The sequence below is a fragment of the Actinomadura sp. NBRC 104425 genome (genome assembly GCF_030269545.1).
GTDB classification, from domain to species: domain Bacteria; phylum Actinomycetota; class Actinomycetes; order Streptosporangiales; family Streptosporangiaceae; genus Spirillospora; species Spirillospora keratinilytica.
In genome coordinates, this window is sequence record NZ_BSTN01000009.1 from 83480 (window position 1) to 109333 (window position 25854).

General features: G+C 73.2%; 23 protein-coding genes. 10 read left to right on the forward strand and 13 right to left on the reverse strand.

Features of this window, described 5'->3' with window-relative positions; genetic code table 11:
• Window positions 1-87 precede the first annotated feature (87 nt).
• From QSK22_RS16190 to QSK22_RS16205, 4 genes are all read right to left on the reverse strand, one after another.
• Complete coding sequence (locus QSK22_RS16190) at window positions 88-849, reverse strand: GntR family transcriptional regulator (RefSeq protein ID WP_285495005.1); 762 nt, start codon at window positions 847-849, stop codon at window positions 88-90.
• Between the two features lie 258 nt (window positions 850-1107).
• The gene (locus QSK22_RS16195; RefSeq protein ID WP_285495155.1) at window positions 1108-2202 is read right to left on the reverse strand and encodes a family 2 encapsulin nanocompartment cargo protein polyprenyl transferase; all 1095 of its coding nucleotides are present in this window, start codon (window positions 2200-2202) and stop codon (window positions 1108-1110) included.
• 8 nt (window positions 2203-2210) lie between these two features.
• Window positions 2211-3581: a family 2B encapsulin nanocompartment shell protein gene (locus tag QSK22_RS16200; protein ID WP_285495006.1), complete on the reverse strand. Its 1371-nt coding sequence runs from the start codon at window positions 3579-3581 to the stop codon at window positions 2211-2213.
• A gap of 136 nt (window positions 3582-3717) precedes the next feature.
• On the reverse strand, window positions 3718-5139 hold the full coding sequence (locus tag QSK22_RS16205) for a family 2B encapsulin nanocompartment shell protein (protein ID WP_502872318.1): 1422 nt from the start codon (window positions 5137-5139) through the stop codon (window positions 3718-3720).
• Between the two features lie 207 nt (window positions 5140-5346).
• Here QSK22_RS16205 and QSK22_RS33770 point away from each other — a divergent pair, with 207 nt between their 5' ends.
• The 3 genes from QSK22_RS33770 (at window position 5347) to QSK22_RS16215 (ending at window position 7057) form a co-directional block, all read left to right on the forward strand.
• Window positions 5347-5703 (forward strand): epoxide hydrolase N-terminal domain-containing protein, encoded by a 357-nt coding sequence (locus tag QSK22_RS33770; RefSeq protein ID WP_352231454.1) that lies wholly within the window; start codon window positions 5347-5349, stop codon window positions 5701-5703.
• A 362-nt stretch (window positions 5704-6065) separates the two neighbouring features.
• A complete protein-coding gene (locus QSK22_RS16210; RefSeq protein WP_285495008.1) occupies window positions 6066-6470 on the forward strand; it encodes a hypothetical protein in 405 nt (134 codons plus the stop codon).
• On the forward strand, window positions 6467-7057 hold the full coding sequence (locus QSK22_RS16215; protein WP_285495009.1) for a hypothetical protein: 591 nt from the start codon (window positions 6467-6469) through the stop codon (window positions 7055-7057). The genes QSK22_RS16210 and QSK22_RS16215 overlap by 4 nt, the downstream gene beginning before the upstream one ends.
• Before the next feature lie 8 nt (window positions 7058-7065).
• Here QSK22_RS16215 and QSK22_RS16220 read toward each other — a convergent pair whose 3' ends face one another.
• Together QSK22_RS16220 and QSK22_RS16225 are read right to left on the reverse strand one after the other, a co-directional pair.
• Window positions 7066-8535, reverse strand: a complete 1470-nt coding sequence (locus QSK22_RS16220; protein ID WP_285495010.1) for an MFS transporter — start codon at window positions 8533-8535, stop codon at window positions 7066-7068.
• 61 nt (window positions 8536-8596) lie between these two features.
• A complete protein-coding gene (locus QSK22_RS16225) occupies window positions 8597-9058 on the reverse strand; it encodes a hypothetical protein (protein WP_285495012.1) in 462 nt (153 codons plus the stop codon).
• 565 nt (window positions 9059-9623) lie between these two features.
• Between QSK22_RS16225 and lpdA the strand changes: the two genes are divergently transcribed.
• Window positions 9624-11027, forward strand: a complete 1404-nt coding sequence (gene lpdA / locus QSK22_RS16230) for a dihydrolipoyl dehydrogenase (RefSeq protein ID WP_285495013.1) — start codon at window positions 9624-9626, stop codon at window positions 11025-11027.
• 250 nt (window positions 11028-11277) lie between these two features.
• Complete coding sequence (gene ddaH / locus QSK22_RS16235; protein WP_352231455.1) at window positions 11278-12144, forward strand: dimethylargininase; 867 nt, start codon at window positions 11278-11280, stop codon at window positions 12142-12144.
• Window positions 12145-12191: 47 nt separating this feature from the next.
• Here the strand turns inward: ddaH and QSK22_RS16240 are convergent, their stop codons facing one another.
• Window positions 12192-13610 (reverse strand): MFS transporter, encoded by a 1419-nt coding sequence (locus QSK22_RS16240; protein WP_285495014.1) that lies wholly within the window; start codon window positions 13608-13610, stop codon window positions 12192-12194.
• Between the two features lie 304 nt (window positions 13611-13914).
• Here QSK22_RS16240 and QSK22_RS16245 point away from each other — a divergent pair, with 304 nt between their 5' ends.
• Window positions 13915-15018, forward strand: a complete 1104-nt coding sequence (locus QSK22_RS16245; protein WP_285495015.1) for a GH12 family glycosyl hydrolase domain-containing protein — start codon at window positions 13915-13917, stop codon at window positions 15016-15018.
• 801 nt (window positions 15019-15819) lie between these two features.
• Here QSK22_RS16245 and QSK22_RS16250 read toward each other — a convergent pair.
• Together QSK22_RS16250 and QSK22_RS16255 are read right to left on the reverse strand one after the other, a co-directional pair.
• Window positions 15820-17520, reverse strand: a complete 1701-nt coding sequence (locus QSK22_RS16250; RefSeq protein WP_285495016.1) for a WS/DGAT/MGAT family O-acyltransferase — start codon at window positions 17518-17520, stop codon at window positions 15820-15822.
• Between the two features lie 121 nt (window positions 17521-17641).
• Window positions 17642-17767, reverse strand: a complete 126-nt coding sequence (locus tag QSK22_RS16255) for a hypothetical protein (protein WP_285495017.1) — start codon at window positions 17765-17767, stop codon at window positions 17642-17644.
• Here QSK22_RS16255 and QSK22_RS16260 point away from each other — a divergent pair.
• Window positions 17766-18443 (forward strand): uracil-DNA glycosylase, encoded by a 678-nt coding sequence (locus QSK22_RS16260; protein WP_285495018.1) that lies wholly within the window; start codon window positions 17766-17768, stop codon window positions 18441-18443. The two genes, QSK22_RS16255 and QSK22_RS16260, sit on opposite strands and share 2 nt — an antisense overlap.
• Before the next feature lie 57 nt (window positions 18444-18500).
• Here QSK22_RS16260 and QSK22_RS16265 read toward each other — a convergent pair whose 3' ends face one another.
• Complete coding sequence (locus QSK22_RS16265; RefSeq protein ID WP_285495019.1) at window positions 18501-19358, reverse strand: hypothetical protein; 858 nt, start codon at window positions 19356-19358, stop codon at window positions 18501-18503.
• Between the two features lie 117 nt (window positions 19359-19475).
• On the opposite strand from QSK22_RS16265, the gene QSK22_RS16270 reads away from it, so the two are divergent.
• The gene (locus tag QSK22_RS16270) at window positions 19476-20657 is read left to right on the forward strand and encodes a DUF5925 domain-containing protein (RefSeq protein WP_285495020.1); all 1182 of its coding nucleotides are present in this window, start codon (window positions 19476-19478) and stop codon (window positions 20655-20657) included.
• A 78-nt stretch (window positions 20658-20735) separates the two neighbouring features.
• Here QSK22_RS16270 and QSK22_RS16275 read toward each other — a convergent pair whose 3' ends face one another.
• Both QSK22_RS16275 and QSK22_RS16280 read right to left on the reverse strand, forming a co-directional pair.
• Window positions 20736-21968 (reverse strand): trans-sulfuration enzyme family protein, encoded by a 1233-nt coding sequence (locus QSK22_RS16275; protein WP_285495021.1) that lies wholly within the window; start codon window positions 21966-21968, stop codon window positions 20736-20738.
• Window positions 21969-22298: 330 nt separating this feature from the next.
• Window positions 22299-23192, reverse strand: a complete 894-nt coding sequence (locus QSK22_RS16280) for a DUF2470 domain-containing protein (protein WP_285495023.1) — start codon at window positions 23190-23192, stop codon at window positions 22299-22301.
• Window positions 23193-23259: 67 nt separating this feature from the next.
• On the opposite strand from QSK22_RS16280, the gene rpsD reads away from it, so the two are divergent.
• Both rpsD and QSK22_RS16290 read left to right on the forward strand, forming a co-directional pair.
• The gene (gene rpsD / locus QSK22_RS16285; RefSeq protein ID WP_285495024.1) at window positions 23260-23865 is read left to right on the forward strand and encodes a 30S ribosomal protein S4; all 606 of its coding nucleotides are present in this window, start codon (window positions 23260-23262) and stop codon (window positions 23863-23865) included.
• A gap of 93 nt (window positions 23866-23958) precedes the next feature.
• Window positions 23959-24846: a TauD/TfdA dioxygenase family protein gene (locus QSK22_RS16290; RefSeq protein ID WP_285495025.1), complete on the forward strand. Its 888-nt coding sequence runs from the start codon at window positions 23959-23961 to the stop codon at window positions 24844-24846.
• Between the two features lie 169 nt (window positions 24847-25015).
• Here QSK22_RS16290 and QSK22_RS16295 read toward each other — a convergent pair whose 3' ends face one another.
• On the reverse strand, window positions 25016-25741 hold the full coding sequence (locus tag QSK22_RS16295; RefSeq protein ID WP_285495026.1) for an ArsR/SmtB family transcription factor: 726 nt from the start codon (window positions 25739-25741) through the stop codon (window positions 25016-25018).
• Between the last annotated feature and the right edge of the window lie 113 nt (window positions 25742-25854).

Below are 25854 nucleotides of genomic sequence, written 5' to 3' on the forward strand. Positions count from 1 at the left end.
TCTCCTCAAGGCGTGCCCTCCCTCTCCTCGGGCGCTGCGCCTCCCGGGACGGCGCGGACGAATCAACTGGTATTGACCAATTGGGGGTCAGTCGCCGGGCGGTCTGAGCTCCAGCTCAAGCCGGTACCGGTCACCGCGGTAGACCGAGCGGACGAACTCCACGGGACTCCCCCGGTCGTCGCGCGTCAGCCGTTCGAACAGGAACGCCGGGGCGTGCACCGGCACCCCGAGGAGCTCCGCCTCCTCGGGCGTGGTGACGGTCGGCTCGATCGTCTCCGTGCCCGTGCCGAGCACGACGCCGTGCTCGCGCAGCAGCTCGTAGAACGACCGGCCTTCGAGGTCCTCGCGGCGCAGGCCGGGCAGCAGCGCCCGGGCCATGTGCAGCGTCTCGATGGCCATCGGCGAACCGTCGGCCAGCCGCAGCCGCCGGATGGTGAAGACCTCCTCCACCGGCGACAGCGACAGCTTGCGGCCGATCCTGGCGCCGGCCGCCTCGACCCGAAACGACAGCACCCGCCCGCCGGGCTTCATCCCGCGCCGGATCATGTCCTCGGTGAAGGACGTCATGGTCAGCGGCACCGCGATCCGGGGTTCGGCGACGTAGGTGCCGCTGCCGTGCCGCCGTTCCAGCCGCCCCTCGGCGACCAGCCCGTCGATCGCCGCGCGCAGCGTCAGCCGCGACACGCCCAGTTCCTCGGCCAGCCGCCGTTCGGACGGCAGCGCGTCGCCGACCTCCAGACCGTCCAGCATCGCCAGCAACTCCCGCCGCACCGCCCGCCGTTTCGTCGGCGCCGTCTTCCCTCCGTCGCCGGATCGCAGGCCGCCCGTACCTCTCGCCGTCGTTCCCATCGCCGTCCACGGTACGATCAGCCGCCGAAGTGGTCAATACCACTTTCCCCGGAAAGCAATCCGGCCGATGACGCGTCGGACGCCGGTCCGCGAACCGCAACCCGCACGTCCGCTCTCAGATGCGCCGCGCCCCCGCCGCACTGCCCGCAGCCGCCGCACAGCCCACACGATGGGCGTTGCCGCGGCCACGCCGCCGCCCCAGCGCCGCCCGTGGGGGGACTGAGGCGGCGCTGGTGCCCGAGGCGGCGGCGAAGACGGTCAGTGGTCGCGGTCGAGGACAAGGTCGGCCAGGGCGCGCAGCTCGGCGCGGGGACGCTCGGCCGGGGCGGCGGCGTCGAGTTCGGCGAGGGCGTCGGCCTTCAGACGGCGGGCCCGGTGCCGCGCCCACGCACGGCCGCCCGCCTCCTCGACCAGGCGGGCGGCGCGGGCGGCGGCGTCCTCCGGCAGCGGGCCGTCGCGCAGGTAGAGGCGGGCCAGTTCGCCGCCCGCCGGGGTGTCCGACGCCAGCGCGGCCACCACGGGCAGCGACTTCTTGCGGCGGCGCAGGTCGGCATGGACGGGCTTGCCGGTGACGGCCGGATCGCCCCAGATGCCCAGCAGGTCGTCGACGAGCTGGAAGGCCAGGCCGATATATGCGCCGAACCGCCGCAGCCCCCCGACCTGCGACGGCGTCCCACCCCCGTACGCGGCGCCCAGCGCGCATGACGCGGCCAGCAGCGCACCGGTCTTGTGCTCGGCCATGCGCAGGCATTCGGGCACCTCGACGTCGGTGCGGGTCTCGAACGACACGTCGGCGCACTGGCCCTCCACCAGGTCCAGCACGGTGCGGCTGAGCGTCCGCACGCCCGCGGCCAGCACCCCTTCGGCCGGGGCGCGCCTCGCCGACGCGTCCTCCGCGGGCGGCGCCCCCGCAAGGCTCTCGAAGGCGCAGGCCAGCAGCGCGTCCCCGGCCAGGATCGCCGGATTGGCGCCGAACACGCTCCACGCCGTGGGCCGGTGGCGGCGGGTGCGGTCGCGGTCCATCACGTCGTCGTGCAGCAGCGAGAAGTTGTGCGTCAACTCGACGGCGAGCGCGGCGGGCAGGCCGTCGGCGGCGGCGCCGCCGACGGCCTCCGCCGACAGCAGCGCCAGCGCCGGGCGCAGCGCCTTGCCCGCGTCGCCGGTGACGGGCCGCCCGTGCTCGTCCAGCCAGCCGAAGTGGTAGGCGGTGACCGCCCGCACCTCGTCGGGCAGGCCGTCGACGACCGCGCGCAGCCCCGGGTCGATCAGGACGCGGCTCCAGGCCAGCACCTCCGCCGCCGGACGGGGCGCGCCGCCCTGCTGCCCGGCGGCCGGGGGCCGGGCGGCGGGCATGGCGGCGCTCACCGGCCGATCTCCACATCGTCCAGCATGCCCAGCGCGTCCGGCACCAGCACCGCGGCCGAGAAGTAGGTGCCGACCAGGTACGACAGGATGCCCCGCCGGTCGATTCCGGTGAAGCGCACCGACAGGCCGGGCGACACCTCGTCGGGGATGCCGGTCTGCCGCAGCCCGACCACGCCCTGCTTGTCCTCGCCGAGCCTCATCGCCAGGATCGCGGTGGTGCCCCGGCGGCTGATCGGGATCTTGTCGCAGGGCAGCAGCGGCACGCCGCGCCAGGCGTGCACGCGGGCCCCGTCCAGCTCGACCGGACGCGGGTACACGCCGCGCCGGGTGCACTCGCGGCCGAACGCGGCGATCGCCCGCGGATGCGCCAGCAGCACCCGGGTGCCCCGGCGGCGGCTCAGCAGCTCGTCCAGGTCGTCGGGGGTGGGCGGCCCGCCGTCGGTCTGGACGCGCTGGCGCAGGTCGACGTTGTGCAGCAGCCCGAAGTCGCGGTTGTTGACGATCTCGCGCTCCTGCCGCTCGCGCAGCGCCTCGATGGTCAGCCGCAGCTGCTCGCCCACCTGGTCGTAGGGTCCGTTGTAGAGGTCGGCGACGCGGGTGTGCACGCGCAGCAGCGTCTGCGCCACGGCCGGCTCGTACTCGCGGGGGTTGAGCTCGTAGTCGGCGAACGTGCCCGGCAGCACCGGCTCGCCCTCGTGCCCGGACGCCAGCGCGATGTCGGCCTCGCCGTGCCGGTTGTGCGGAGGCGGCGCCGCCGACCGCCGCTCTTCCAGGTGGGTGCGCAGCGCGCCGAACCGGCGGGTCAGCTCGTCGATGTCGGCGCGCGCAAGCGTGAGCACCGTGCAGGGGGTGAGCGCCCGGACGGTGAACTCCCAGCGCTCGTCACCGCCCAGCAGCGCGCGGTCGCCGAAGAACTCGCCGTCGGCCAGCACCCCGAGCCGGGTGAGGCCCTGGTACTCCCCCGGCCCGAGCTTGACGGCCTTGCCGTGCGCGATCAGCACGACCCGGTCGACCGGCCCGCCGGCCTCGACGATCGTGTCGCCGGGCTCGTAACCCCGCTGCGCGAACCGCTCGGCCAGGCCGTCCAGGACCTCGTCGTCGTCCAGGCCGCGCAGCGCCGGCAGCTCGGCCAGCTCCGGCGGCACCACCCGCACCCGCCCGGCGGTGACCGCGAACGTCACCCGGCCGTCGCCCACCCGGTAGGCGAGGCGGCGGTTCACCCGGTACGTCCCGCCGGGCGCGTTCACCCAGGGCAGCACGCGCAGCAGCCACCGCGGCGTGATGCCCTGCATCTGCGGCCTGGACTTGGTGGTGGTCGCCAGATTGCGCGCCGCCGCCGTGCTCAGGCTCGACTGCTCGACCGTCACGGCCTGCTCCTCCCGCCTTCACGGATGGACGAGTCCGGCCCCGCGGGCCGGGAGGCGGCGCGGCGAGGCCCCTGATGCGGTGCGCCCGCCCGCGCCTCCGCTCGCCGCGCCGCCGCCTCAACGGGCACGGGACGGTTCAGGCGGCCGCGCCGTCGCCGTGCGCGACCTCCACGCTGTCGAGCACGCCCAGCGCGTCGGGCACCAGGATCGCCGCCGAGTAGTAGGCGCTGACCAGGTAGGAGATGATGGCCCGCTCGTCGATGCCCATGAACCGCACCGACAGACCCGGCTGGTACTCGTCGGGGATTCCGGTCTGGTGCAGGCCGATCACGCCCTGCGCCGCCTCGCCGGTGCGCATCAGCAGGATCGAGCTGGTCCGGGTGGCGCTGACCGGGATCTTGTTGCAGGGGTAGATCGGCACGCCGCGCCAGGCCGGGATCTTGTGGCCGCCGACGTCGACGGTGCCCGGGTAGATGCCGCGCCGGTTGCACTCGCGGCCGAACGCGGCGATCGCGCGCGGGTGGGCCAGGAAGAACGCCGGGTCCTTCCACACCAGCGACAGCAGCTCGTCCATGTCGTCGGGGGTGGGCGGGCCGCTGCGGGTGGGGACGCGCTGGCGCAGGTCGGCGTTGGCGAGCAGGCCGAAGTCCGGGTTGTTGATCAGCTCGTGCTCCTGCCGCTCGCGCAGCGCCTCGATGGTCAGCCGCAGCTGCTGCTCGACCTGGTCCATCGGCTTGTTGTAGAGGTCGGCGACGCGGGTGTGCACGCGCAGCACGGTCTGCGCCACGCTCAGCTCGTACTCGCGCGGCTTGAGCTCGTAGTCGACGAACGTGCCCGGCAGCACGGGCTCGCCCTCATGGCCGGACGCCAGCACGATGGCGGCCTCGCCGTTCTCGTCGTACGCCGGCTCGGTCTCGTCGCGGGTGCGCGCCAGATGCTCGCGCAGCGACTCGGCGTTGTCGCGCACCTGCCGGAACTCGTCGGCGCTGAGCGCCAGCACCGTGCAGGGGGTGAGGGCGCGGTAGGTGTGCTCCCAGCGGGCCTGCTCGTCCAGCAGCGCGGTATGGCCGAAGTATCGGCCGTCGCTGCGCACGCCGAGCACCGCCTCGCCGCCGTACTCGCCGGCGCCGATCTCGTTGACCTTGCCGTGCGCGATGAGGAACACCTGGTCGGCGGGCTGCCCCGCCTCGGCGATCGTCTCGCCCGGGGCGTACTGGCGCTGGGTGAACCGGTCGGCCAGCGCCCGCAGCACCTCCTCGTCCTCATAGCCGCGCAGCGGCGGCAGCTCGCCCAGCTCCCGCGGGACGACCCGCACGTCCGACCCCTCGATGACGAAGGTCACGATGCCGTCGCCCACGGTGTAGGTGAGGCGGCGGTTCACCCGGTACGTCCCGCCGGACGCCTGCACCCACGGCAGCAGCTTCAACAGCCACCGCGAGGTGATGCCCTGCATCTGCGGGACGGACTTGGTCGTCGTCGCCAGGTTGCGTGCAGCAGCTGTGGCGAGGCTGAACTGCTGTTCGGTCACGGTCCACCACCGATCCGTTGTCGCCGTCATAAGAACCGCGAATCACCGGAACGCGCACGGCACAACCACGGAAAACGCATGGGAAATCGCCGCGTACGCTTCTTTCGGAATGCGCGGCCCGCATCCGCCAGCGACGCTACCCATCGTAATCATCCAAATGCAACGGGAGACTTTCCTTACCCCCGCTTTACCTGCGCCGCGATGCCGGATCCCGACTCGGGCGGCATCCCGCCGACCATGGCGGACGCCCGCGACCGCCGCCGCACCCCGCATTTCGGCCATGGACCAGACCGGGGATCCAACCGTTCCGCATCACCGTCCCCCAGTCCGATCCGGACGACCCGCGCGCCCCAGGGGCGGATCGACGGCCGCAACATCCCACGGGAACGTGTGAAAGAGCCGACCGGATACCAGCGCACCGAATACGACCAGCGGCGGCACGAGACGCAGCCGAACGAATTTCCGCACTTCAACGTCGAGACCGAGGCGCGACGCGCACATTTCCTGCACGCCCGCTCCCCCGAAACCCGACATGCCGCCGCTCCCCCTTCACCCACGGCTGGCCAAGCGAGCTCACCGGCGTCAGCCGGATAAGCGCCGCCCCCACGCGCATGGCGGCCCCGTCCAGGCGCAACGCCTGCCCGGCCAGCCGCTGGAGCGCGCCCATCGATAGCGCGCCCATCGATAGCGACGAGCGACCGACCACCCCGGTCCCATGCACCACTCGACCCAGCCGAGCCCTTGACGACAGGCCGTCCGCGCTGAGGCACCCACCGGTCGGACCGCCCGCGTACGCACAGCGGCCCCACCCGGGCCGAACGTCTGCCCGCACAGTCCACGCACCAGCCACCACCACGCGCGCAGGCCCTCCGGGCGCGGATGGGGGCAGCCCCTGAAAGGGCACGGGCTCACAAACATGTCGCGCATGTCTGGAAAGTGCTGGTTGACTGCGGATCATGGGTCGCCGCATCCGACGCCTCCTGGTGGGGGCCGACGTCTACCGCTGGGGGGCGGGCCACGCCCATACGCGCGGGCAGGACGACATGGGCCGCCCCCGGTTGCTCGATTGCCGGGAGGTGCTCACCATCGGCCGGGAGGGTTCGCCCGGTCGGCTGGACATCGTCTTCCGCGCGGGTCCGGGCCGTCTCGTCGCCGACGGCCTGCTGCACAACGGCGCCGTCGTACGAGCCGACGACGACGCCTACCTGAACCTGCACCGTCCCGGGGTGGTGCGGGCGCTGCTGGACGAGGCGCTGCACCGCGGCCACGGGTTCGACACCGGCCGGGCCGAGATCGACGGTTGGGACCTGCTGGACGGCGCCCTGGAACGCCTGGCGGCCGCCGACAGCCGGGCGTCATGACCATGAGCACCCGGGACGGGAGGACACGCCACCTGGTCTGCCACGACTACGGCATGGGCGGCATGTGGTGGTGGGTCTGGGCGGCGTCGCCCGAGGAGGTCGTCACCACCTTCGCCGAGACGGAGGTGGTGACCGAGCCCGAGCTGATCGCCCGGGCCCGGGAGTGGGACCTGCACGAGGCCGACGTCGACGACCCGGCGAAGGACGACGTCTCGCTGAGCGAGATGCGCGCCAGACGGGACCGGCAGCGCCGCCGGCCGGGCTTCGGCGCCCTGGCCGGGCACGAGCGCGTCTACCTGCGCACCCCCGGCGACTGGGACCCGAGTGCCGAGGAGCCCGACGGCGCCGGCGACGACGGGTTCGCCGACTATGTCTTCCTCACCGAGCACGGCCCGGACGGGCGCCGCATCCGGCAGGTGGAGATCCGCCCGGACGGCGAGGCCGTGGCCTCCGACGAGACGGTGTTCCCCCTGAACCCGCCGATCGACCTGTACGACCCGGCCCTGGTCCCCATGGTGATCGACGCCGCCGAATTCGAGGAGGCGTGGCGCCGCGCCCGGTTCTGGACGGACGCCGACTGGGGCTGAGCCCCGGTTCAGCCGGTGCCGAGGTCGAGGCGGCGGGGTCGGACGGCGGCGCGGCGCGGACGGGGCTGTCCGGCGCGCTGGATGGGCACGCCCGCCGTCTCGGGGATCAGCATGATCGGCACCAGCGCCACCACCGCCGCCAGCATCAGGTAGTACGCCGGGATGTAGTTGGTGCCGGTCACCTTGATCAGCGAGCCGACGAGCACCGCGCACGTCCCGCCGAACAGCGAGGTGGAGACGTTGTAGCCGATGGCGAACGCGCCGTAGCGCACCCGCGTCGGGAACATCGCCGGGAACGTCGCCCCGATCACCGCCAGCATCGGCACCAGCAGCCCGCCGATGATCGCGTAACCGGCGGCCACACCGAGCGCCCGCCCGGTCTGCATCAGCGCGAACGCGGGCCAGGACAGCACCAGAAACCCCGCGGCCGCGGCGAGCAGCAGGGGCCGGCGCCCGATCCGGTCCGACAGCGCCCCCAGCGGCACGATCACCGCGATCATCGCCAGCTCCACGCCGATGGTGATCAGCTGCGCGGTGATCTCGCCGGTCGCCAGGTTGTCGGTCAGATAGGACGGCATGAACGTCAGCAGCGTGTAGTCGGCCACGTTCAGCAGGAACACGATTCCGATCAGGTTGAGGACCATGGGCCGGTTGCGCGCCAGCGTCTCGCGCAGCGGCGAGCGCGCCTTGCCCCCGGCGCGCTCCAGCTGCCGGAACGCGGGGGTGTCCTCGATGCGGCTGCGCAGGTACAGGCCGACCAGGCCGAGCGGCAGGGCGATCAGGAACGGGACGCGCCAGCCCCAGGAGTGCATGGCCTGCCGGCTGAGCAGCAGATCGACGGCGAGCACCAGCCCGGCTCCGCAGATGTAGCCGGTCAGCGTGCCGAGCTCCAGGAAGCTGCCGAGGAAGCCGCGCCTGCGGGTCGGCGCGTACTCGGCGATGACGGTGGCGGCGCCGCCGTACTCGCCGCCCGTGGAGAACCCCTGGACCAGCCGGACGAGCAGCAGCAGGATCGGCGCCGCGACGCCGATGGTGGCGTAGCCGGGCAGGATGCCGATGCAGAACGTCGAACCGGACATCAGCAGGATCGTGGCGGCCAGGACCCGCCTGCGGCCCAGCCGGTCGCCGAGCGGCCCGAAGAACAGCCCGCCGAAGGGGCGCGCCACGAACGCCGCCGCGATCAGCGCGAACGAGCGCAGGGTGGCGCTGCCCGCGGCGTCCTCCGGGAAGAACACCGTACCGATGATCGAGGTCATCACCCCGGCGGTGAAGACCCCGAAGTCGAACCACTCGATGCAGTTGCCCATCACCGACGCGACCACGGCCTTCTTCACCGCGGCCGGGTCGGCGCCCGATCCCTCGTCCGCCGGGGAGTCCTCAGGTCCGGCGGGTCCGCCCGGTTCGGCGGGTCCGCCCGGTTCGGTAGGGTCGCCGGATTCGCCGCCGGCTCGGGGCGGCTTGCTCATTGAGATCGGCACGAGCACCTCCGGCCGCTACACATCCCCGGGATGCGGCGGATCTACCACGCCGCGCGGGGCTCTAGCCGGACGATGCGCCCTTGGCGTCGCCGCCCGCGCCCTCCTCCAGGGTGTCCTCCGGGGAGCCGGAGACGTCGAGGTCGTCGGGCAGTTCGGGCAGCCGCTGGGTGCGCCCCGGGTCGCCCTCGATCTTCAGCAGCCCGTCCTCGGGGATCTGCAGCAGCGCCTGGGTGACCTGGGCCTCCTTGGTGATCACACCGCTGGCCAGCACGTTGTTGCGGTGCCGCAGCGCGCCGTTCTGGCGCAGCAGGTCGTCGACCTCGGCGCGCAGCCGGGCCACCCGGCGGGCCTTGCGCAGATGCACCAGGAAGCCGCCGACGGCGACGCCGAGGATGAAAGCGGCGAGCACGGGGATCCACATCGCCGCGGCGGCCGCGGCCACCAGCGCGGCGACGGCCGCAAGAGCGCCAAGGTGCTGTTCCGCCCGGTCCAGGACGGTGTTGACGCGCTTGGGAATCCTCACTCGGCTCTCTCCTCCGGTTCTGCCGCTCAGTGATCCGCCCGGCACCCCGCGCGCCGCGTCCCCCGGCCGCCCTCGGCACCCGGCCTGGGCGGCGTCCCGGGCGTCGGCGTCCTGCGCTCGGCGTCGTCCCTGCGGGGCCGGCCTGCCGCGCCCGCGCCGGATGGTGTCCGGGCCGGGCGCCGGGGCGGGGCCCTGGGCGCGGCCGTGCGCGTGCCCAGGGCGGGCCGGACGGCGAGGACTGGGCACGCACGTCCGGCGGGCCGATGAGGCGACAACGATGCCGCCGACGCGAGAGGTTCCAGGTCAGGTCGGAGGTCGCGTAGCTCACGCGCCCCCGCGCTACGCAGAAGAATCGTGACCACGTGGGGCTGCTCGAAACACTAACAGGCGTCCACCGCCCGTGCGCACGGCGCCCCGCAGACCGTCCCCGCGCGCCCCGGCCGGACCGCCGCGGCGCGGGCCGTCCCGCACCGGCGGACCGCACCGCGGCCGGCGCATGGACGCAGGTCACATAGGTGCCGGGTCGGGATGCGAGGACCCGCCGAAGCCGAATATCGTCTCAAGAATGAGCAATCACTTTGACGTCGTGGTCCTGGGCGCCGGCCCGGGTGGTTATGTCGCCGCGATCCGGTCGGCACAGCTCGGGCTGAAGACGGCGATCATCGAGGAGAAGTACTGGGGCGGGGTCTGCCTCAACGTCGGCTGCATCCCCTCCAAGGCACTGCTGCGCAACGCCGAGCTGGCGCACATCTTCACCCACGAGGCGAAGACGTACGGGATCAAGGTGGACGGCCAGGTCACCTTCGACTACGGCGAGGCGTTCCAGCGCAGCCGCCAGGTGTCGGAGCGCCTGGTCAAGGGCGTGCAGTTCCTGATGAAGAAGAACAAGATCACCACGTTCCAGGGACGCGGCACGTTCACCGACCCCAACACCCTGCAGGTGGCCCTGAGCGACGGCTCGTCCGAGACGGTCACCTTCGGCCACTGCATCATCGCCACCGGCGCGCACACCAGGCTGCTCCCCGGCACGTCGCTGTCGGAGCGGGTGGTGACCTACGAGGAGCAGATCCTCAGCTCCGAGCTGCCCCGCAGCATCGTCATCGCGGGCGCGGGCGCGATCGGCGTCGAGTTCGCCTACGTGCTGCACAACTACGGCGTGAAGGTGACCATCGTCGAGTTCCTCGACCGGATGGTGCCCAACGAGGACGCCGAGGTGTCCAAGGAGCTGCAGCGCCGCTACCGCAAGCTCGGCATCGACGTGCTGACCTCCACCCGGGTGGACGCGATCGACGACTCCGGCGACGTCGTCAAGGTCACCGTCACCGGCAAGGACGGCGCGCAGCAGGTGCTGGAGGCCGACAAGGTGCTGCAGGCCATCGGCTTCCAGCCCAACGTGGAGGGCTACGGTCTGGAGAAGACCGGCGTGGCGCTGACCGACCGGGGCGCCATCGCGGTCGACGGCCGCTGCCGCACCTCGGTGCCGCACATCTACGCCATCGGCGACGTGACCGCCAAGCTGATGCTGGCGCACACCGCCGAGGCGATGGGCGTCATCGCGGCCGAGACCATCGCCGGCGCCGAGACCATGGAGCTGGAGTACGAGATGATCCCGCGGGCCACGTACTGCCAGCCGCAGGTCGCCAGCTTCGGGCTGACCGAGGCGCAGGCGCGCGAGCAGGGCTTCGACGTCAAGGTGGCCAAGTTCCCCTTCAGCGCCAACGGCAAGGCCCTCGGCCTCGGCGACTCCGACGGGTTCGTCAAGGTGGTCAGCGACGCCCGGTACGGCGAGATCCTGGGCGCCCACATGATCGGCCCGGACGTCACCGAGCTGCTGCCCGAGCTGACCCTGGCGCAGCGCTGGGACCTGACCGTGCACGAGGTCGCCCGCAACGTGCACGCCCACCCCACGCTCAGCGAGGCGATCAAGGAGGCGGTGCACGGCGCCGCCGGGCACATGATCAATCTCTGATCGGCACGCCGTCCGACCGGCCCGCCCGGTGCGTCCCGTCCCGGCGCACCGGGCGCCGCCTGCCGGGCCGCCGGTCCCGGTGCGGGGCGGCGCGCAACGAATCGCCGCCGCAGGGCGGTAAGACGCAACGAATGCGCAGGTCAACGCAAGGTCGGCGGCTTGGTCGCGGCCCGTGCGCTCCCTAGGCTTTCGATCATCCGATCCGCTCCGGGAAGCCTTTCGGGAGCTGCGCATGACCTTGTCCCCGGCGATGGAACCGGCGTCCTCGCCGCTGCCGCAGAGCGTGCGGTGCGGCGAACGCGTCGCGCGGCCGCGCCACTTCCTGATGTGCCGCCCGGAGCACTTCGCCGTCACCTACTCCATCAACCCCTGGATGGACCCGGCGGCGGGCGCCGATGCGGCCCGCGCGGTGGCGCAGTGGGAGGCGCTGCGCGCCGCGTACCTGGGCCTGGGCCACCGGGTCAGCCTGATCACCCCGATCGAGGGCCTGCCCGACATGGTGTTCGCCGCCAACGGGGCGCTGGTGGTGAACGGCCGGGCGTACGGGGCCCGGTTCTTCCACCCCCAGCGGGCGGCCGAGGGCCCCGCGTACGCCGCCTGGCTGCGCGCCAACGGTTTCCCGGACGTGCGCGAGCCCGCCCACACCAACGAGGGCGAGGGCGACTTCCTGGTGCTGGACCGCCTCATCCTGGCCGGGACGGGGTTCCGCACCGAGGTGGCGGCCCACCAGGAGGCGCAGGAGTACCTCGGCATGCCCGTGGTGACGCTGCGGCTGGTCGATCCGCGCTTCTACCACCTGGACACGGCGCTGTTTCCGCTCGGCGACGACAACGTGGCCTACTACCCGGGCGCGTTCTCCCCCGGCAGCCGCGCCGTGCTGGAGCGGCTGTTCCCTGACGCGATCATCGCCGACGAGCGGGACGCGGCCGTGCTGGGCCTGAACGCGGTCTGCGACGGCCGCAACGTGGTGATCAACGCCGAGGCCGCCGGGCTGATCGCGACGCTGCGGCGGCACGGGTACGAGCCCGTTCCGGTCGATCTGTCGGAACTGCGCAAGGCCGGCGGCGGCCCCAAGTGCTGCACGCTGGAACTGCGCCCCCGCCAGACTCCGGCCTAACCCGCCGGCACGCGCCCACCGGCGGGAGGCGCGCGCCGGCGGGGCGGTCAGCGGCGGGTGGAGCGGCGGCCCGGGGCGCGGCGGCGGGGGCGGCGGACGGCGGCGCGCACGGTGCGGCGCACGGCGTGCCGCATGTACGGCACCGTGACGCCCTCCTCGGTCAGGCGGCGGCGGGCCAGGGTGCGGCTGCGCAGCAGGCAGACCGTCCCGATGACCCAGATCGGCACCTGCACCAGCCACGCGACCCGGAACGCCTCGGGTGTGAACTCGCGGCCCGGCGACAGCGCGTCCAGCACGAAACCGATCATCAGTATCGTCACCAGCGCGGCGCAGAACCCGCCCATGTTGACGATGCCGGTGGCGGCGCCCTGCCGGGTCGGCGGGTTGAACGTGCGGGCGAAGTCGAAGCCGATCATCGATCCGGGGCCGCCGAGCGCCACGCACAGCACCAGGACCACCAGCAGCCAGGCGGGTGCGGGCGGCGGCCAGGCCAGCACCGCCGCCCATGCGCCGGCGTTGAGGGCGACGACTCCCAGCACCAGCCAGGAGCGGTGCAGCGGATACCGGGCCACCAGCCTCCCCACGTACGGCCCGGACACCATGGTGGCCAGCACGAACACCGTCAGCAGAGTGCTGGCCGTCGACGGTGCCATGCCCTGCCCGGACACCAGGTACGGGTAGCCCCACATCAGTGCGAAGACGGTGCCCGAGAACTGGGTGACGAAGTGCGTCCACAGGCCCAGGCGGGTGCCGGGCTGCCGCCAGGCGGCGACCAGGTTGCCGCCGAGCTCGGCCAGACCGGACGTTTTGGAACGTTCCCTCCCGGCCGGGGCGTCGCGCAGCACGGCCAGCGCGAGCACGCCGACCAGCACGCCCAGCCCGGCGACGGAGCCGAACGCGGCGCTCCAGCCGGGGCCGTGCAGCAGCGCCACCAGCGGGACGGCGCTGAGCACCTGCCCGCTCTGCCCGAGCAGGCCGGTGAGCTGGGTGACGACCGGGACGCGCCGCGCGGGGAACCACGCCGTCACCAGGCTGAGCACGCTGATGAACGTCATGGCGTCGCCCGCGCCCACCAGCACGCGCGCCGCGACGGCCGTGCCGATGTCGGTGGAGAACGCCAGCAGCGCCTGCCCGGCGGCCATCGCCAGCGCGCCGCCGGCGACCATGCGGCGCGGGCCGAGGCGGTCGAGCATCAGCCCGACGGGGACCTGCAGACCCGCGTACACGACCAGTTGCAGGACGGTGAACGAAGCGAGCATCCCGGCGGAGGCGCCGAAGCGGTCGACGGCGTCCAGCCCGGCCACACCGAAGGAGGTGCGGTGCAAAACGGCCACCACATACGCGGCGACGCCGACCGCCCAGATCGTCCAGGCGAGAGCGGGTACGCGGGTGTCCCGGGAGGTGTGCGAGGAGGTCGGCGATGGGGTCGAGGACGGGGCACGCGTAAGGGTTTTTTCGTTTTGCACGTTTACTCACCATAACCTAGCCTTTCGCCCGCTCGGTGAACGCCGTGTTCCGGCCGTCTTTCACCGGCCTTTCACCGGCGTGCGCGGCGCAGGCACCGGTCAGCGGGCCGACCACGCCGCGGACATGGGCTTCCGCTTGACACCCGGAGGCCGGTTCGCGGAATTTGGGAGCGCTCCCACCCCTGGAGGGCCGCTTTCCCGTCCGGCCCGGAGAGTGAGCGATCCCACGATGTCCGCAAAGCCGAGAACCTCTCCCCCGCCCGGCACGGCGCCCGGAGCGCCGCTCAGGAGGGCGGCCGCCGCCGTGGCCGTAGCGCTCAGCCTGCTGGCGCTGACCGCCGCCCTGGCGGTGCGCCTCGCGCTCCCCGCGCACGCGGCGACGCAGCTGTGCGGCGCCACCGACACCCTGTCCGTCAGCGGCGGGCAGTACATCGCCCAGAACAACATCTGGGGCGCGTCCACCCCGCAGTGCATCACCGTGGACGGCACGTCGTTCCGCGTGGACTCCTCCGGCCACCAGAACAGCACAAGCGGCTCGCCCGCCGCGTACCCGTCCCTGTTCAAGGGATGCCACTGGGGCCTGTGCACGTCCGATAGCGGGCTTCCGGTGCAGGTCGGCTCGATGCCCGCGGTGACCAGTAGCTGGAGCACGACGCAGACCGGCAGCGGCGCCTACAACGTCGCCTACGACCTCTGGTACAACACCACGCCTGCCACCACCGGCGCACCCGACGGCGCCGAGGTGATGATCTGGCTCAACCACAACGGCGGTGTGCAGCCGGCAGGGTCGCGTGTGGCGACGGGTGTGCAGATCGCCGGCGCCACCTGGGACGTGTGGACGGCCCGGTTGGACTGGAACTACATCGCCTACGTCCGCACGTCCGGCACCACGTCCGTGTCCGACCTGGACCTGCGCGCCTTCACCCGCGACGCCGTCGCCCGCGGCCAGATCCAGGACTCCTGGTACCTGATCGACGTGGAGGCGGGCTTCGAGATCTGGCAGGGCGGCGCGGGCCTGGCCACCGACGCGTTCTCCGTCACCGTCGGCGGCACGACCTCGCCCACCGACCCGCCCACCGACCCGCCCACCGACCCGCCGGCGGACGACCGGGCGTGCACCGCGGCCCTGCGCGTCGACAACTCCTGGGACACCGGCTTCACCGCGACGGTGACGGTCGCCAACACCGGCGCCCAGCCCCTGAACGGCTGGACCGTCGTCTGGACGTTCCCTGGCGGCCAGCAGGTGCAGAACGCCTGGAACGCCACCGTCACGCAGAGCGGGCAGTCGGTGCGCGCCGTCAACGCGGCCTACAACGGCGCGGTCGCCGCCGGCGGCACGACGACTTTCGGCTTCCAGGGCAGCGGCGCCGCACCGAGCGGCACGTCCCTGAACTGCACGCCCGGCTGAGCGAGCACGCACAGCCGAGCCGTACGCCCGCGATCTAGGCTGGGGCGGGTGTGGGAGCAGGTCCGCGCGCACCTCAACCGCAGCCGACACGAACTGGGCCGTCTGGCCGACGGCTTGTATCCGGACGACATGCCGCGCGTCGCGGGCACCTCGCTGCTGTGCCGCCCGCAATGGGTGCCCTCCGCGCCGATCCCCCTGGAGGACCTGCGGCTGGAGTGGGACGCGCAGCCCGCCCCGCCCGCCGTGGCGGAACCGTCCGACGGGCTGCCGCCGGGCTTCCGCACCTACGCGCAGGCCATGGCCGCCCTGGCTCCCCCCAAGGTGTTCGATGACCGCCCCAGCTACCGGCTGTTGCACGCCGACCTCAAAGGCGATGCCGTACTGCGGCTGGGGCCGGCGCGGTATTTCGACGGCGTGAACGTCGGCGAGGCCGTCGCCCATGAGCTGGCGGCCTCGCCCCCGGGCCTGCCTCTGAGGGCGCGCATCGGCGATCCCTGCGACCTGACGCGCCGCCCGGCGCTGGTCGCCATCACCACGCTCACGCTGACGAGGTCGGGCTCGTACGTGCTGCACTGGCGCGACCCCGAGAAGGTCGCCCACGCCGGAGGGCTGCACCAGGTCATGCCGGTCGGCGTGTTCCAGCCCCTCACCGACGAGCGCGCCGACCTGGACCTGTGGCGGTGCATGGTGCGCGAGTACAGCGAGGAGCTGCTCGGCACGTCCGAGGACTACGGCCCCGGCTTCGACCAGGAGTCATGGCCGTTTCACCGGGCCCTCACCCGCGCCCGCGCAGAGGGCCGCCTACGCGTGCACTGCCTCGGCCTGGGCGTGGACCCGCTCACCCTGGCCGTCGACGTCCTCACCGCGGCCGTCTTCGACGACGCGCTGTTCGCCGAGGTCTTCGGCGGCCTGGTCGCCGTCAACGCCGAGGGAGCCGTGCGCATGGCCGTTTTCGACGGTACCGTCCCGTCCCCCATGCAGCCCGCCGGCGCCGCCGCCCTGCGCCTGGCGTGGCACCACCGCGCCCTGCTCCTCGGTTAGGCCGGCGACGTCGGCCAGGTCCTTGAGCTCGTTGAGGGCGTCGCGCAGATGGTCGACGATCTCGGCGGGTTCGGGGACGAGGTCGCGGGCGGCGACGATGCCCACGTCGATCTTGCCGTCGTAGGAGAACACGGTGATGTTCACGCCGCCGCTGATATCGGTGACCACGGAGATCGGGTAGTAGCCGAGCACCCGGGCGCCGCACAGGTACAGGGGGAACTGCGGGCCGGGCACGTTGGAGATGATCAGGTTGATGGGCCGCAGCGCCGGGGCGGGGACGGCGCGCAGCGCGGGCAGCGCCTGCAGGGCCAGGCGGGTGACGGGCGCGGCCAGCGGCGCGGGCAGCAGCCGGCTCACCTGCCGCACCCAGGCGCCGTCGGAGGCGACGAAGCGGCGCTTGGCGGCGTCCATGTCGGCGCGGACGGCGGCGTAGCGGTCGGCCGGGTCGGCGATGTGCGTGGCCAGCGGCGCGGACATGAGCGACAGCTGGTTGCCCGCCTCCCCGGCGCCGCCGCGGCGGCGCAGCGACACCGGCACGCCCACCACCAGGGGGCGGTCGGGCAGCTCGCCGCGCTTGTCGAGCCACATGCGCAGCGCGCTGGCGCAGATCGCCATGACGACGTCGTTGACGCTGCCGCCGAGCGCCCGCCGCACCTGTTTGACCTCCGCCAGCGACAGCTCCCCGCAGGCGACCGCGCGGCGGCGGCCGATGGGGCGGTTGAACGGCGTGGGCGGGGCGTTGACGCGGGGGGCGGGCGGCATCTCCTCGCGGCCGATCGCCTGCGCGACCTGGGACATCAGCGCCGCGCCGGGAAGCTGGGACAGCACGGGTATCTCGTCCAGGTAAGGGGCGGTCCTGGCGATGGTCACGGCGCTGCGGACCGGGTACAGCGCCGTCTTGAGCAGGCCGGTGCGGAGCATGCGCAGCGGGCCGGGGGCGCGCCGGGGCTCTTCGTCGTCGGCGGGCACCTCGCGGGGCACGGGGGACAGGTCCAGGAAGGCGGCGAGGGTCTCGGCGGCCATGACGCCGTCGATGGCGGCGTGGTGCACCTTGAGGTACACGGCGACGCGTCCGCCCGCCAGCCCCTGGATCAGCGCCAGCTCCCACAGCGGGTGGGACCGGTCGAGGGGGCGTTCGTGCAGCATCGCGACGACCTCGTTGAGCTGGGCGGGGCCGCCGGGGGCGGGCAGCGCGATCTCCAGGATGTGGCGGCGGGGGTCGAAGTCGGGGTCGTCCTCCCAGTAGGGCAGGTCGAGCCCGAACGGGACCCGGGCGAGCCGCTGCCGCAGCGGGCGGGCCAGGTGGGCGCGCCGCCGGATCATGTCCGCCACGTCCGCCACGGTGAGCCGGCCGCCCGGGCAGGCGGTCGGGTCGAGGATCCCGACCCCGGCGATGTGCACGTGCGTGGTGTCCGTCTCGGCGTTGAGGAACGCGGCGTCCACGGCGGTCAACTGGCTCATGCTCGTCGTCCCCGTCCCGGTCGAAGTCCGCTGCTCTTCCGAGAGGTATGTCGGTACGGGACGGTACGTCAATGTGCCAGCGCAGAAAGTAACGCGGACTTAACAGGACATACGCCGCAGTTCACCCGGCTGAAGCATGGAAAACGAGCAATTTTTCTGACCCGAAATGGTCAAGCCACCTTACCGGGATATCAAAGAAGCGTTCGGTGAACGGCCCCGACAGCACGTCGTTACGCTGGTCGGTCATGACGGCACGACCACTCACCGAGATCATGGAGGCGGGCTGGGCCCGGGCGATGGAGCCGGTGGCCGGGCGGATCGCCGCCATGGGCGACTTCCTGCGCGCCGAGGTGGCGGCGGGCCGCCGCTACCTGCCCGCCGGAAACCTCATCCTGCGCGCCTTCACCCAGCCCTTCGACGAGGTCAAGGTGCTGATCGTCGGCCAGGACCCGTACCCGACCCCGGGTCACCCGGTGGGGTTGAGCTTTTCGGTGGCGCCGGACGTGCGACCGCTGCCCGGCAGCCTGATCAACATCTTCCGCGAATACTGCGACGACCTCGGCCACCCCATGCCGTCCACCGGCGACCTGACGCCCTGGGCCGAGCAGGGGGTGCTGCTGCTCAACAGGTCCCTGACGGTGATGCCCGGCAAGCCCAACTCGCACCGCGGCAAGGGCTGGGAGGAGGTCACCGAGCAGGCCATCCGCGCCCTGGCCGCGCGCGGCCGCCCTCTGGTGGCCATCCTGTGGGGACGCAACGCCCGCGACCTCAAGCCGCTGCTCGGCGCCGTCCCGTGCATCGAGTCGGCCCACCCCAGCCCGATGTCGGCCGACCGCGGCTTCTTCGGCTCCCGCCCGTTCAGCCGCGCCAACCAGCTCCTCGAACGCCAGGGCGCCCAGCCGGTCGACTGGAAGCTGCCGTAGCCCCGGCCCGAGGCCGCCCCGGCCCGCGCCCCCGCGGCCGGGCGCGAGCCCGGCGGCTCACTCGTCGGGCAGGCGGCGGAGCATGGCGGCGAACTCGGTGGAGCCCTCCAGGTCTGCGGGCGGACGCAGCGGCGTGAGGCGGCGTTCGCCGTGGCTCCAGTACACGCCGGGCGCGCACGGGTCGTCGGCGTCGTCGTGCATCTCGCGGACCACGTCGGCGAAGACCGGCAGCACCCGGCGCACCGAGGTCGATCTGATCGGGTAGAGCAGCAGCGTGCTGTGGCTCGGCACGCCCACCAGCGCCCCGTACGGGTTGTGCCGGGGCAGGAACTGCTCGATCTCCCCCAGCAGCGCCGACACGTACCGGCTGCCGGGCTTGGTGACGACGCGCACGTTCTCGCCGAACAGCAGCGGCTGCTCGCGCGCCACCACGTCCGCCAGCTCCCGGTCGTGGGTGTTGGTCACCACATAGCCGAGGCGGCGCAGCCCGAGCAGCCCGGCCCGCGCCTTGGTCAGCGGGCCGCCGTACCGGGGATGCTCGATCATCACCATGGCGTCGAAGTGGTCCCCGGCCGGGACCACCACCAGGCCCTCCCGGTCGCGCGGGTCCAGCTTCGGCACGATCCGCAGCCGCAGCAGCTCGCGCAGGTCGCCGAACAGCTCCATCTCGCCGATCGCCATGAAGGCGCGGTCGCGGACCTCGCACACCCACTCGTCGACCAGCCGCGGCCAGGCCGGGCGCGGCGCCCGCGCGCACCGCTCCAGCAGCGTCCAGGTGGAGGCGCGGGCCTCGGACCGGCCGACCGGCACCACGACCTCCGAGGTTCCGCCGTCGAACCAGGCGGTGGGCGCCAGCACCGGGAGCAGGTCCCGGATGAGCGCGTGCGCGTCCGCCGCCGCGTCCAACGGTTCCATGCTCATCCCCCTTCACAGGATCACGTCCCTCCCACCATGGCAGAGATGGGGCGTACACGGCGATCCCTCGGCTAATTCGTTGGACGGCTGCGGCCGATACACCCGATCATCGAAGGCATGTCCGCCGCCAAGGAGGGGCCCCAGGAGGTCGTCCGCCTCCCCCAGGCCCGGCAGCAGCCAACCCCCGCCCTCACACCGGTTTTCGGAGGCGACGATCTGGGGCTGCCCGTGGCCCTCAACCTCGACGAGAGCAGCAGCCAGGCCGACGTGATGCAAGTCATGTCGCTGCGCCCGTTCGCCACCGGGCAGCACCCGTGGGGGCGGTCCACCCGCCTGGACCGCGTGCGCCCCGACGCGCCGCTGCGCCCGCCGACCGCCCGGGTGGTGCGCGCGGTGCGGGAGAGGGCGCGGGTGGCGGAGCTGGCCGAGGGCGACGGCTGGAGCCTGCTGACCATCCGCTACACCAACGGCACCGCGTTCATCGAGGTGTCGGCGGTCAGCGAGGAGCTGGCCGACTCGGTCATGGACGAGTGCCTGCGCGACGCCGTCGAACCGCCGAAGACCGACGGAGCCGCGGTGCCGATGGGCTTTTGGCATCTGGCCCAATGCCCGCAGCGCACCGAGCGGACGATCAGCGCGGACGCCTGGGCGGACATCCGCGGCAACTACACCGCCCGCGTCGCCCGCCAGCTGGACCGGGTGATGAACCTGCGCCGCGGCGAGGCGCACGGGCGGCTCCTGCTGCTGCACGGCCCGCCCGGCACCGGCAAGACCACCGCGCTGCGGGCGCTGGCCCGCGCGTGGAGCCCGTGGTGCCAGACCGACTGCGTGCTCGACGCCGAGGCGCTGTTCGGCACGCCCAGCTACCTGCTGCGCGTCGCCATCGGCGACGAGGACGAGGACGACACCGACCGCTGGCGGCTGCTCATCCTGGAGGACTGCGACGAGCTGATCGGCGGCGACGCCAAGCGGGCGACGGGCCAGGGCCTGGCGCGGCTGCTCAACCTGACCGACGGGATGCTCGGGCAGGGCCGCAACGTGATGGTGGCGATCACCACCAACGAGGACATCGCGGGCCTGCACCCCGCGGTGGTGCGGCCGGGACGCTGCCTGGCCCAGATCGAGGTGGGGCGGCTCACCCGGCAGGAGGCGCTGGCGTGGCTGGGCGACGACTCGCCCGCCCGGGACGCCGTCCCCGCCGAGGGCGCGACGCTGGCGGAGCTGGCGGCCCTGCGCCGGAGCGGGGGACGCCCCGACGACGAGGACGCCCCCTCCGGCGCGACCGGCTTCTACCTTTGATGCGCTCCCCGGCCTGAGGGCCGGAGCACTACGGACGGACCCGGTAGCCCCCCGGGGGCCAGGCACTCGGCCCCGGGGTCAGCCGGCGGCCTTGGCGAGGGCCTGCTCGAAGTCGGCCCACAGGTCGCCGGTGTCCTCCAGGCCGACGGCGACGCGGACGGTGCCCTCCCCGATCCCGGCGGCGGCGAGCGCTGCGGCGTCCAGCTGCCGGTGCGAGGTGCTGGCCGGGTGCATCACCAGCGTCGCGGCATCGCCCAGCGATACGGCCAGCGACGCCACCCGCACCGACTCGATGAACGCCCGTCCGGCCTCGCGCCCGCCCGCCAGGTCGAACGACAGCACGCCGCCGTAGCCGCCGGACAGCAGCCGGCCCGCCAGCTCGTGCTGCGGATGGTCCGGCAGCCCCGGATGGCGGACGCCCTCGACCGACGGGTGGGCGGTCAGCCGCCGGGCCAGCTCCAGCGCGGTGGCGCACTGCCGCTCGACGCGCATCGGCATCGTGACCAGACCGCGCAGCAGCAGCCAGGCGGCGAACGGGTCGGCGGTGGCGCCCAGCTCGACGGCGTGGTCCCACACGCGCCGGTGCACGGCGGGGTCGGCGAACACCGCGACCCCGCCGACGATGTCGCCGTGCCCGCCCATGTACTTGGTGGCCGAGTGGACCACGATGTCGGCGCCGTGCTCGAGGGGACGGCACAGCAGCGGCGCGAAGGTGTTGTCCACGACGGTGGCGACCCCGGCTTCGCGGGCGGCGGCGGCCAGCGCGGGGATGTCGGCCACCTGCGTCATGGGGTTGGCGATGGTCTCCAGGTACAGTAGGCGGGTCGTGGGGCGCAGCGCGGCCCGCACCTCGCCGACGTCCTGGCCGGAGACCTCGGTGACCTCGACGCCCCAGCGCTCGCGCAGGTCGCGCAGCAGCGCCCACGTGCCGCCGTACAGACCGGACTGGGCGATCACGTGGTCACCGGTGCGCAGCAGCGCCATCAGCACGGCGCTGATCGCGCCCATCCCGGAGGCGGCCGCGTACGCACCTGCGCCGCCCTCCAGTTCGGCGACGGCGTTCTCGAAGGCGCGCACGGTGGGGTTGCCCATGCGGCCGTACAGGTAGGCGGCGCGGGGGCCGTCGAACGCCGCGGCCATGGCGTCGGCGTCGTCGAAGGCGAACAGGTGCCCCTGGTAGAGGGGGACGTTCAGCGGCCGGCTCCCGACGGGCGTCTCGACGGGCGGATGGACGGTCCGCGTCTGCGGATGGTGTCCGTTTGAACGTCGTGCGTCCGATGATGGGGCATTCGTCGGGTATGCATCGGTCATATCCCCAGGGTGCGGGCGGGACGCGCGGCGCCGACAGATCCAATCACGAAGAGTGGCCCGGGCCGCGTCCCCGTGAACACCGCGGCGCCGGACCACCGTCACCCGGCCAGGACGCCCCGGACGCCGGAAGGGCCCGTCCCCGATTCCCGCCCCGGATCGCCAACCCCGCAAGACGCACCGGAGCGGGCCGGGCCGGGCGCCGCGGGCCGCCCACGGCCGGAGTTCTGAGGATCACCCGACGACGACGGTTTTGACATCCGGGACAACACCGGCAATCGACTCGGATTTCGCTACGGGGTGACCGGCTCCCGTCCACGTAGGTGGTGGCGCTCAGCGGAACGCGGCGGCGTACAGACGCCGGTACGCGCACCGCAGACCCGGGAGATCACTGACCGGCTCGGGGAACACCATCCGCACGTCCGCGGTCCACGGCGGCGCGCCGTCCTCCCCAGGGTGGGCGCAGCGCAGCCACATGCCGTACCGGTCCAGGGCCAGCGGCCGCACCGTCTCGGCGCGCGCGACGGCCGCGAGCCCCTCGTTCCAGGGCGCCTCCGGCCCGGACGGGGCCCGGCCGCCGACCAGCCCGCGCAGCAGCGCCGCCAGCTCGTCGCGGTGATGGCCGTCGAGGTGGGACAGCACCCCCGCCTCGACGACCACGAACGGGTCGGGCGCGGCGGCGGCGTACTCCTCCGGTTCGACGGTGGCGCCGCCCCAGGGGTCCTCGATCTCGACCTCGGCGACCTCCAGCGCCAGCAGCCGCCACGGCCCGGTCCCGTACGCGTTCCGCCCGGCGGCCCGGATGCCGAGGACCTCCGGACGCGGGTGCAGGCGCGCCAGCACCGCCGCCGCCCGCGGGCGCTCGTCGGCGGGGACCTCGACGAGCCAGCCGTGCAGCCAGGCGCGCCCGCGCACCCGGTCGGGGAACGGCACCGGCGCCACGTCGCCGATCTGCAGAACGGCGGGCAGGTCGGGCTCGCCGCGCAGGGCGGCGACGACGGGCGATGCGGCCTCCACGAGCAGCAACGGGCGGCCGTCGGGGTCGGTGGCGTGCGCGGCCACGGGGGCGTACGGCACGTCCGGCACCGTCAGGGCGCCGTCGGCGACCCCGTAGGCCAGGGTGCGCGCCCGCTCCCCCGCCGTCGGACGGGACGGCCGGCCCCGCCGCCCGGGGCGCACGCCCGCCCCGTCGTGCGGCTGCTCGCTCACGGCTGGCTGGTCGCTCACGGCCCCTCCTTGGCAATGTAGGTTAGGCTTACCTAACTAAGGTTTACCTAATCACCTGAGGAGGACCGTGAACAACCCCCGGCCCAAGATCAAGCTGTCCCGGTCGCTCGGCATCCCGCTGACCCCCAAGAGCGTCAAGTACTTCGAGGCCCGCCCCTACCCGCCCGGCGAGCACGGACGCGACCGCAGGCAGGAGTCGGACTACAAGCTGCGGCTGCGCGAGAAGCAGCGGCTGCGCGCGCAGTACAACATCCGCGAGGCCCAGCTGCGCAACGCCTTCGCCAAGGCCGCCAAGTCCGAGGGCAAGACCGGCGAGGCGCTGCTGGTGGACCTGGAGCGCCGCCTGGACGCGCTCGTCCTGCGCGCCGGGTTCGCCCGCACCATCTACCAGGCCCGACAGTTCGTCGTGCACCGGCACGTGCTGGTGAACGGGCGCCGCGTGGACCGGCCGTCGTTCCGCGTCCGGCCCGGTGACGTGATCTCCATCGCCGCGCGCAGCCGCCGCATGGCGCCGTTCGTCGAGGCGGCGGCGGGCGCGCACGCCGACCGCGTCCCGCCGTACCTGGAGGTGCGGCACGAGGGGCTCGTCGCCCGCCTGACCCGGCTGCCCACGCGCGCGGAGATCCCGGTCATCTGCGACGAGCAGCTCGTTGTCGAGCACTACTCCCGCTGATTCCGGCCGCCCCCGCCTCTGGACAGCTGTCCACCTCCATCGGTTAGCATCAACCTAGCGATTGCTTGGTGATCGATGGGGAGGCCCCAGGACATGATCGAATTCCACCCCGTGACCCGGAACATCGGCGCCGAGGTCACCGGCGTCGACATCGGCAAGCCGCTCGACGAGGAGCAGGTGCAGACGATCCGGCAGGGCCTGCTCGACCACATGGTGCTGTTCTTCCGCGACCAGCACATCACCGACGAGCAGCACGTGGCGTTCGCCCGGCAGTTCGGCACCGCCAACCTGCCGCCCATGGACGTCTCCGGCGGCCCCGTGCACGTCCTGGACCAGACCGACCCCAAGGGCGAGGGCGGCGACTCCTGGCACAGCGACAACACCTTCATGAAGACCCCGCCCATGGGCTCGCTGCTGCGCGCGGTCATCCTGCCCGACATCGGCGGCGACACCCTGTGGGCCAACATGTACCTGGTGTACGAGTCGCTGGCGCCCTGGCTGCGGCGGCTGTGCGACGAGCTGTACGCCGAGCACGACCTGACGATGTCGGTCACCAAGGCGATCGCCAAGGGGCACCGGCTGGACCTGCGGGAGATGCAGGAGAAGAACCCGCCGGTCATCCACCCGGTGGTGCGGGTGCACCCCGAGACCGGCCGCAAGGCGCTGTTCGTCAACCGCTCGTCGGTCACCCGGCTGATCGGCCTGTCCCGCCGGGAGAACGAGCAGATCCTGCCGCTGCTGTTCGACGCGGTCCGCGACCCCCAGTTCCAGGTGCGGCTGCGCTGGCGCGTCGGCACCCTGGCGTTCTGGGACAACCGCCCCACCCAGCACTACGCGGTCGCCGACTACACCCAGCGCCGCAAGATGCACCGCGTCACCATCAACGCGCCCGCCGAGATCGACGACGGCGTGCCCAAGGGCCCCGGCGGTGTCACCGGCGCCGACGCCCCCGCCGAGACCGCCGCCGCCCGCTATCTGTGACACCGCCGCCGACGCGCCGGTCCCGGCACCGCCCGGTTCCGGCGCGGTGCGGCATCTGACACGGCATCTGACACGGCATCTGACACGGCATCGGACGCGGCATCCGACGCAGGGCGTCTGAACGGCGAGGGGCGCTCGCCGCCGCGAGGCCCCTCGCCGTCATTCGCGCTCATTCGCGCGGCAGCAGGGCGAGCAGGTTGCGCTCGCCGGATCCGGTGAGGCGCAGGACCCGGCTCCCCGGTTCGCGGGTGAGCCACTCTCGCTCGAACAGCCCCGACAGCAGGGCGGCCCCCAGCGCGCCGCCGAGGTGGTAGCGCCCCTGCGTCCAGTCGCGGCAGGCGAAGCCCAGGTGGCGGCGCCCCGCGGGCAGCGCGGTGAGCCCCACCCCGAGGTCGATGAAGGCGCGTTCGGCCTGCTCGCCGAAGTCCACGTTGCCGTCGTCGTCCTGGTGCAGCGCCCCCCGCCGGAGAAGCCACTCGTACAGGCGGACGCCGAGCTCGCCGGCGAGGTGGTCGTAGCAGGAGCGGCAGTAGGCGAGCGCGGCCCGGCGGTTCGGCGTGGCGTCCTGGACGCCAGGGTGGCCGACGGCCGCGTAGAGGACGTCCAGCAGCTCCCGGATGTCGCGGTCGGCCAGCCGGTAGGTGGCGAAGCGCCCCGACCGCTCCACCTCCACCAGGCCCCGCCGGCGCAGCCGGGCCAGGTGGTTGGACAGCTGGGAGTCGCCGAGCCCGAGGGTCTGCGACATCTCGCGCACCTGGCAGGCGCCCTCGCGGGCGAGATGGGTGAGGACCCGCAGGCGCACCGGAGACGCCAGTTCCGCGGCGAGATCCGCGGCCGCGCCGACCGCTCCCCCCTGCTCGTCGTCCCGGTGCTCCGGATGCGATGACGCGTGCACAGTGCTCCCCCAGCACACAACCATGGTTCACAGGTCCGTGAACCATGTAACCACGATCACACTGTCCCCCGCCTTGCGGACCGCCCCCACCCTACTTACTCTGTCGCCATCAT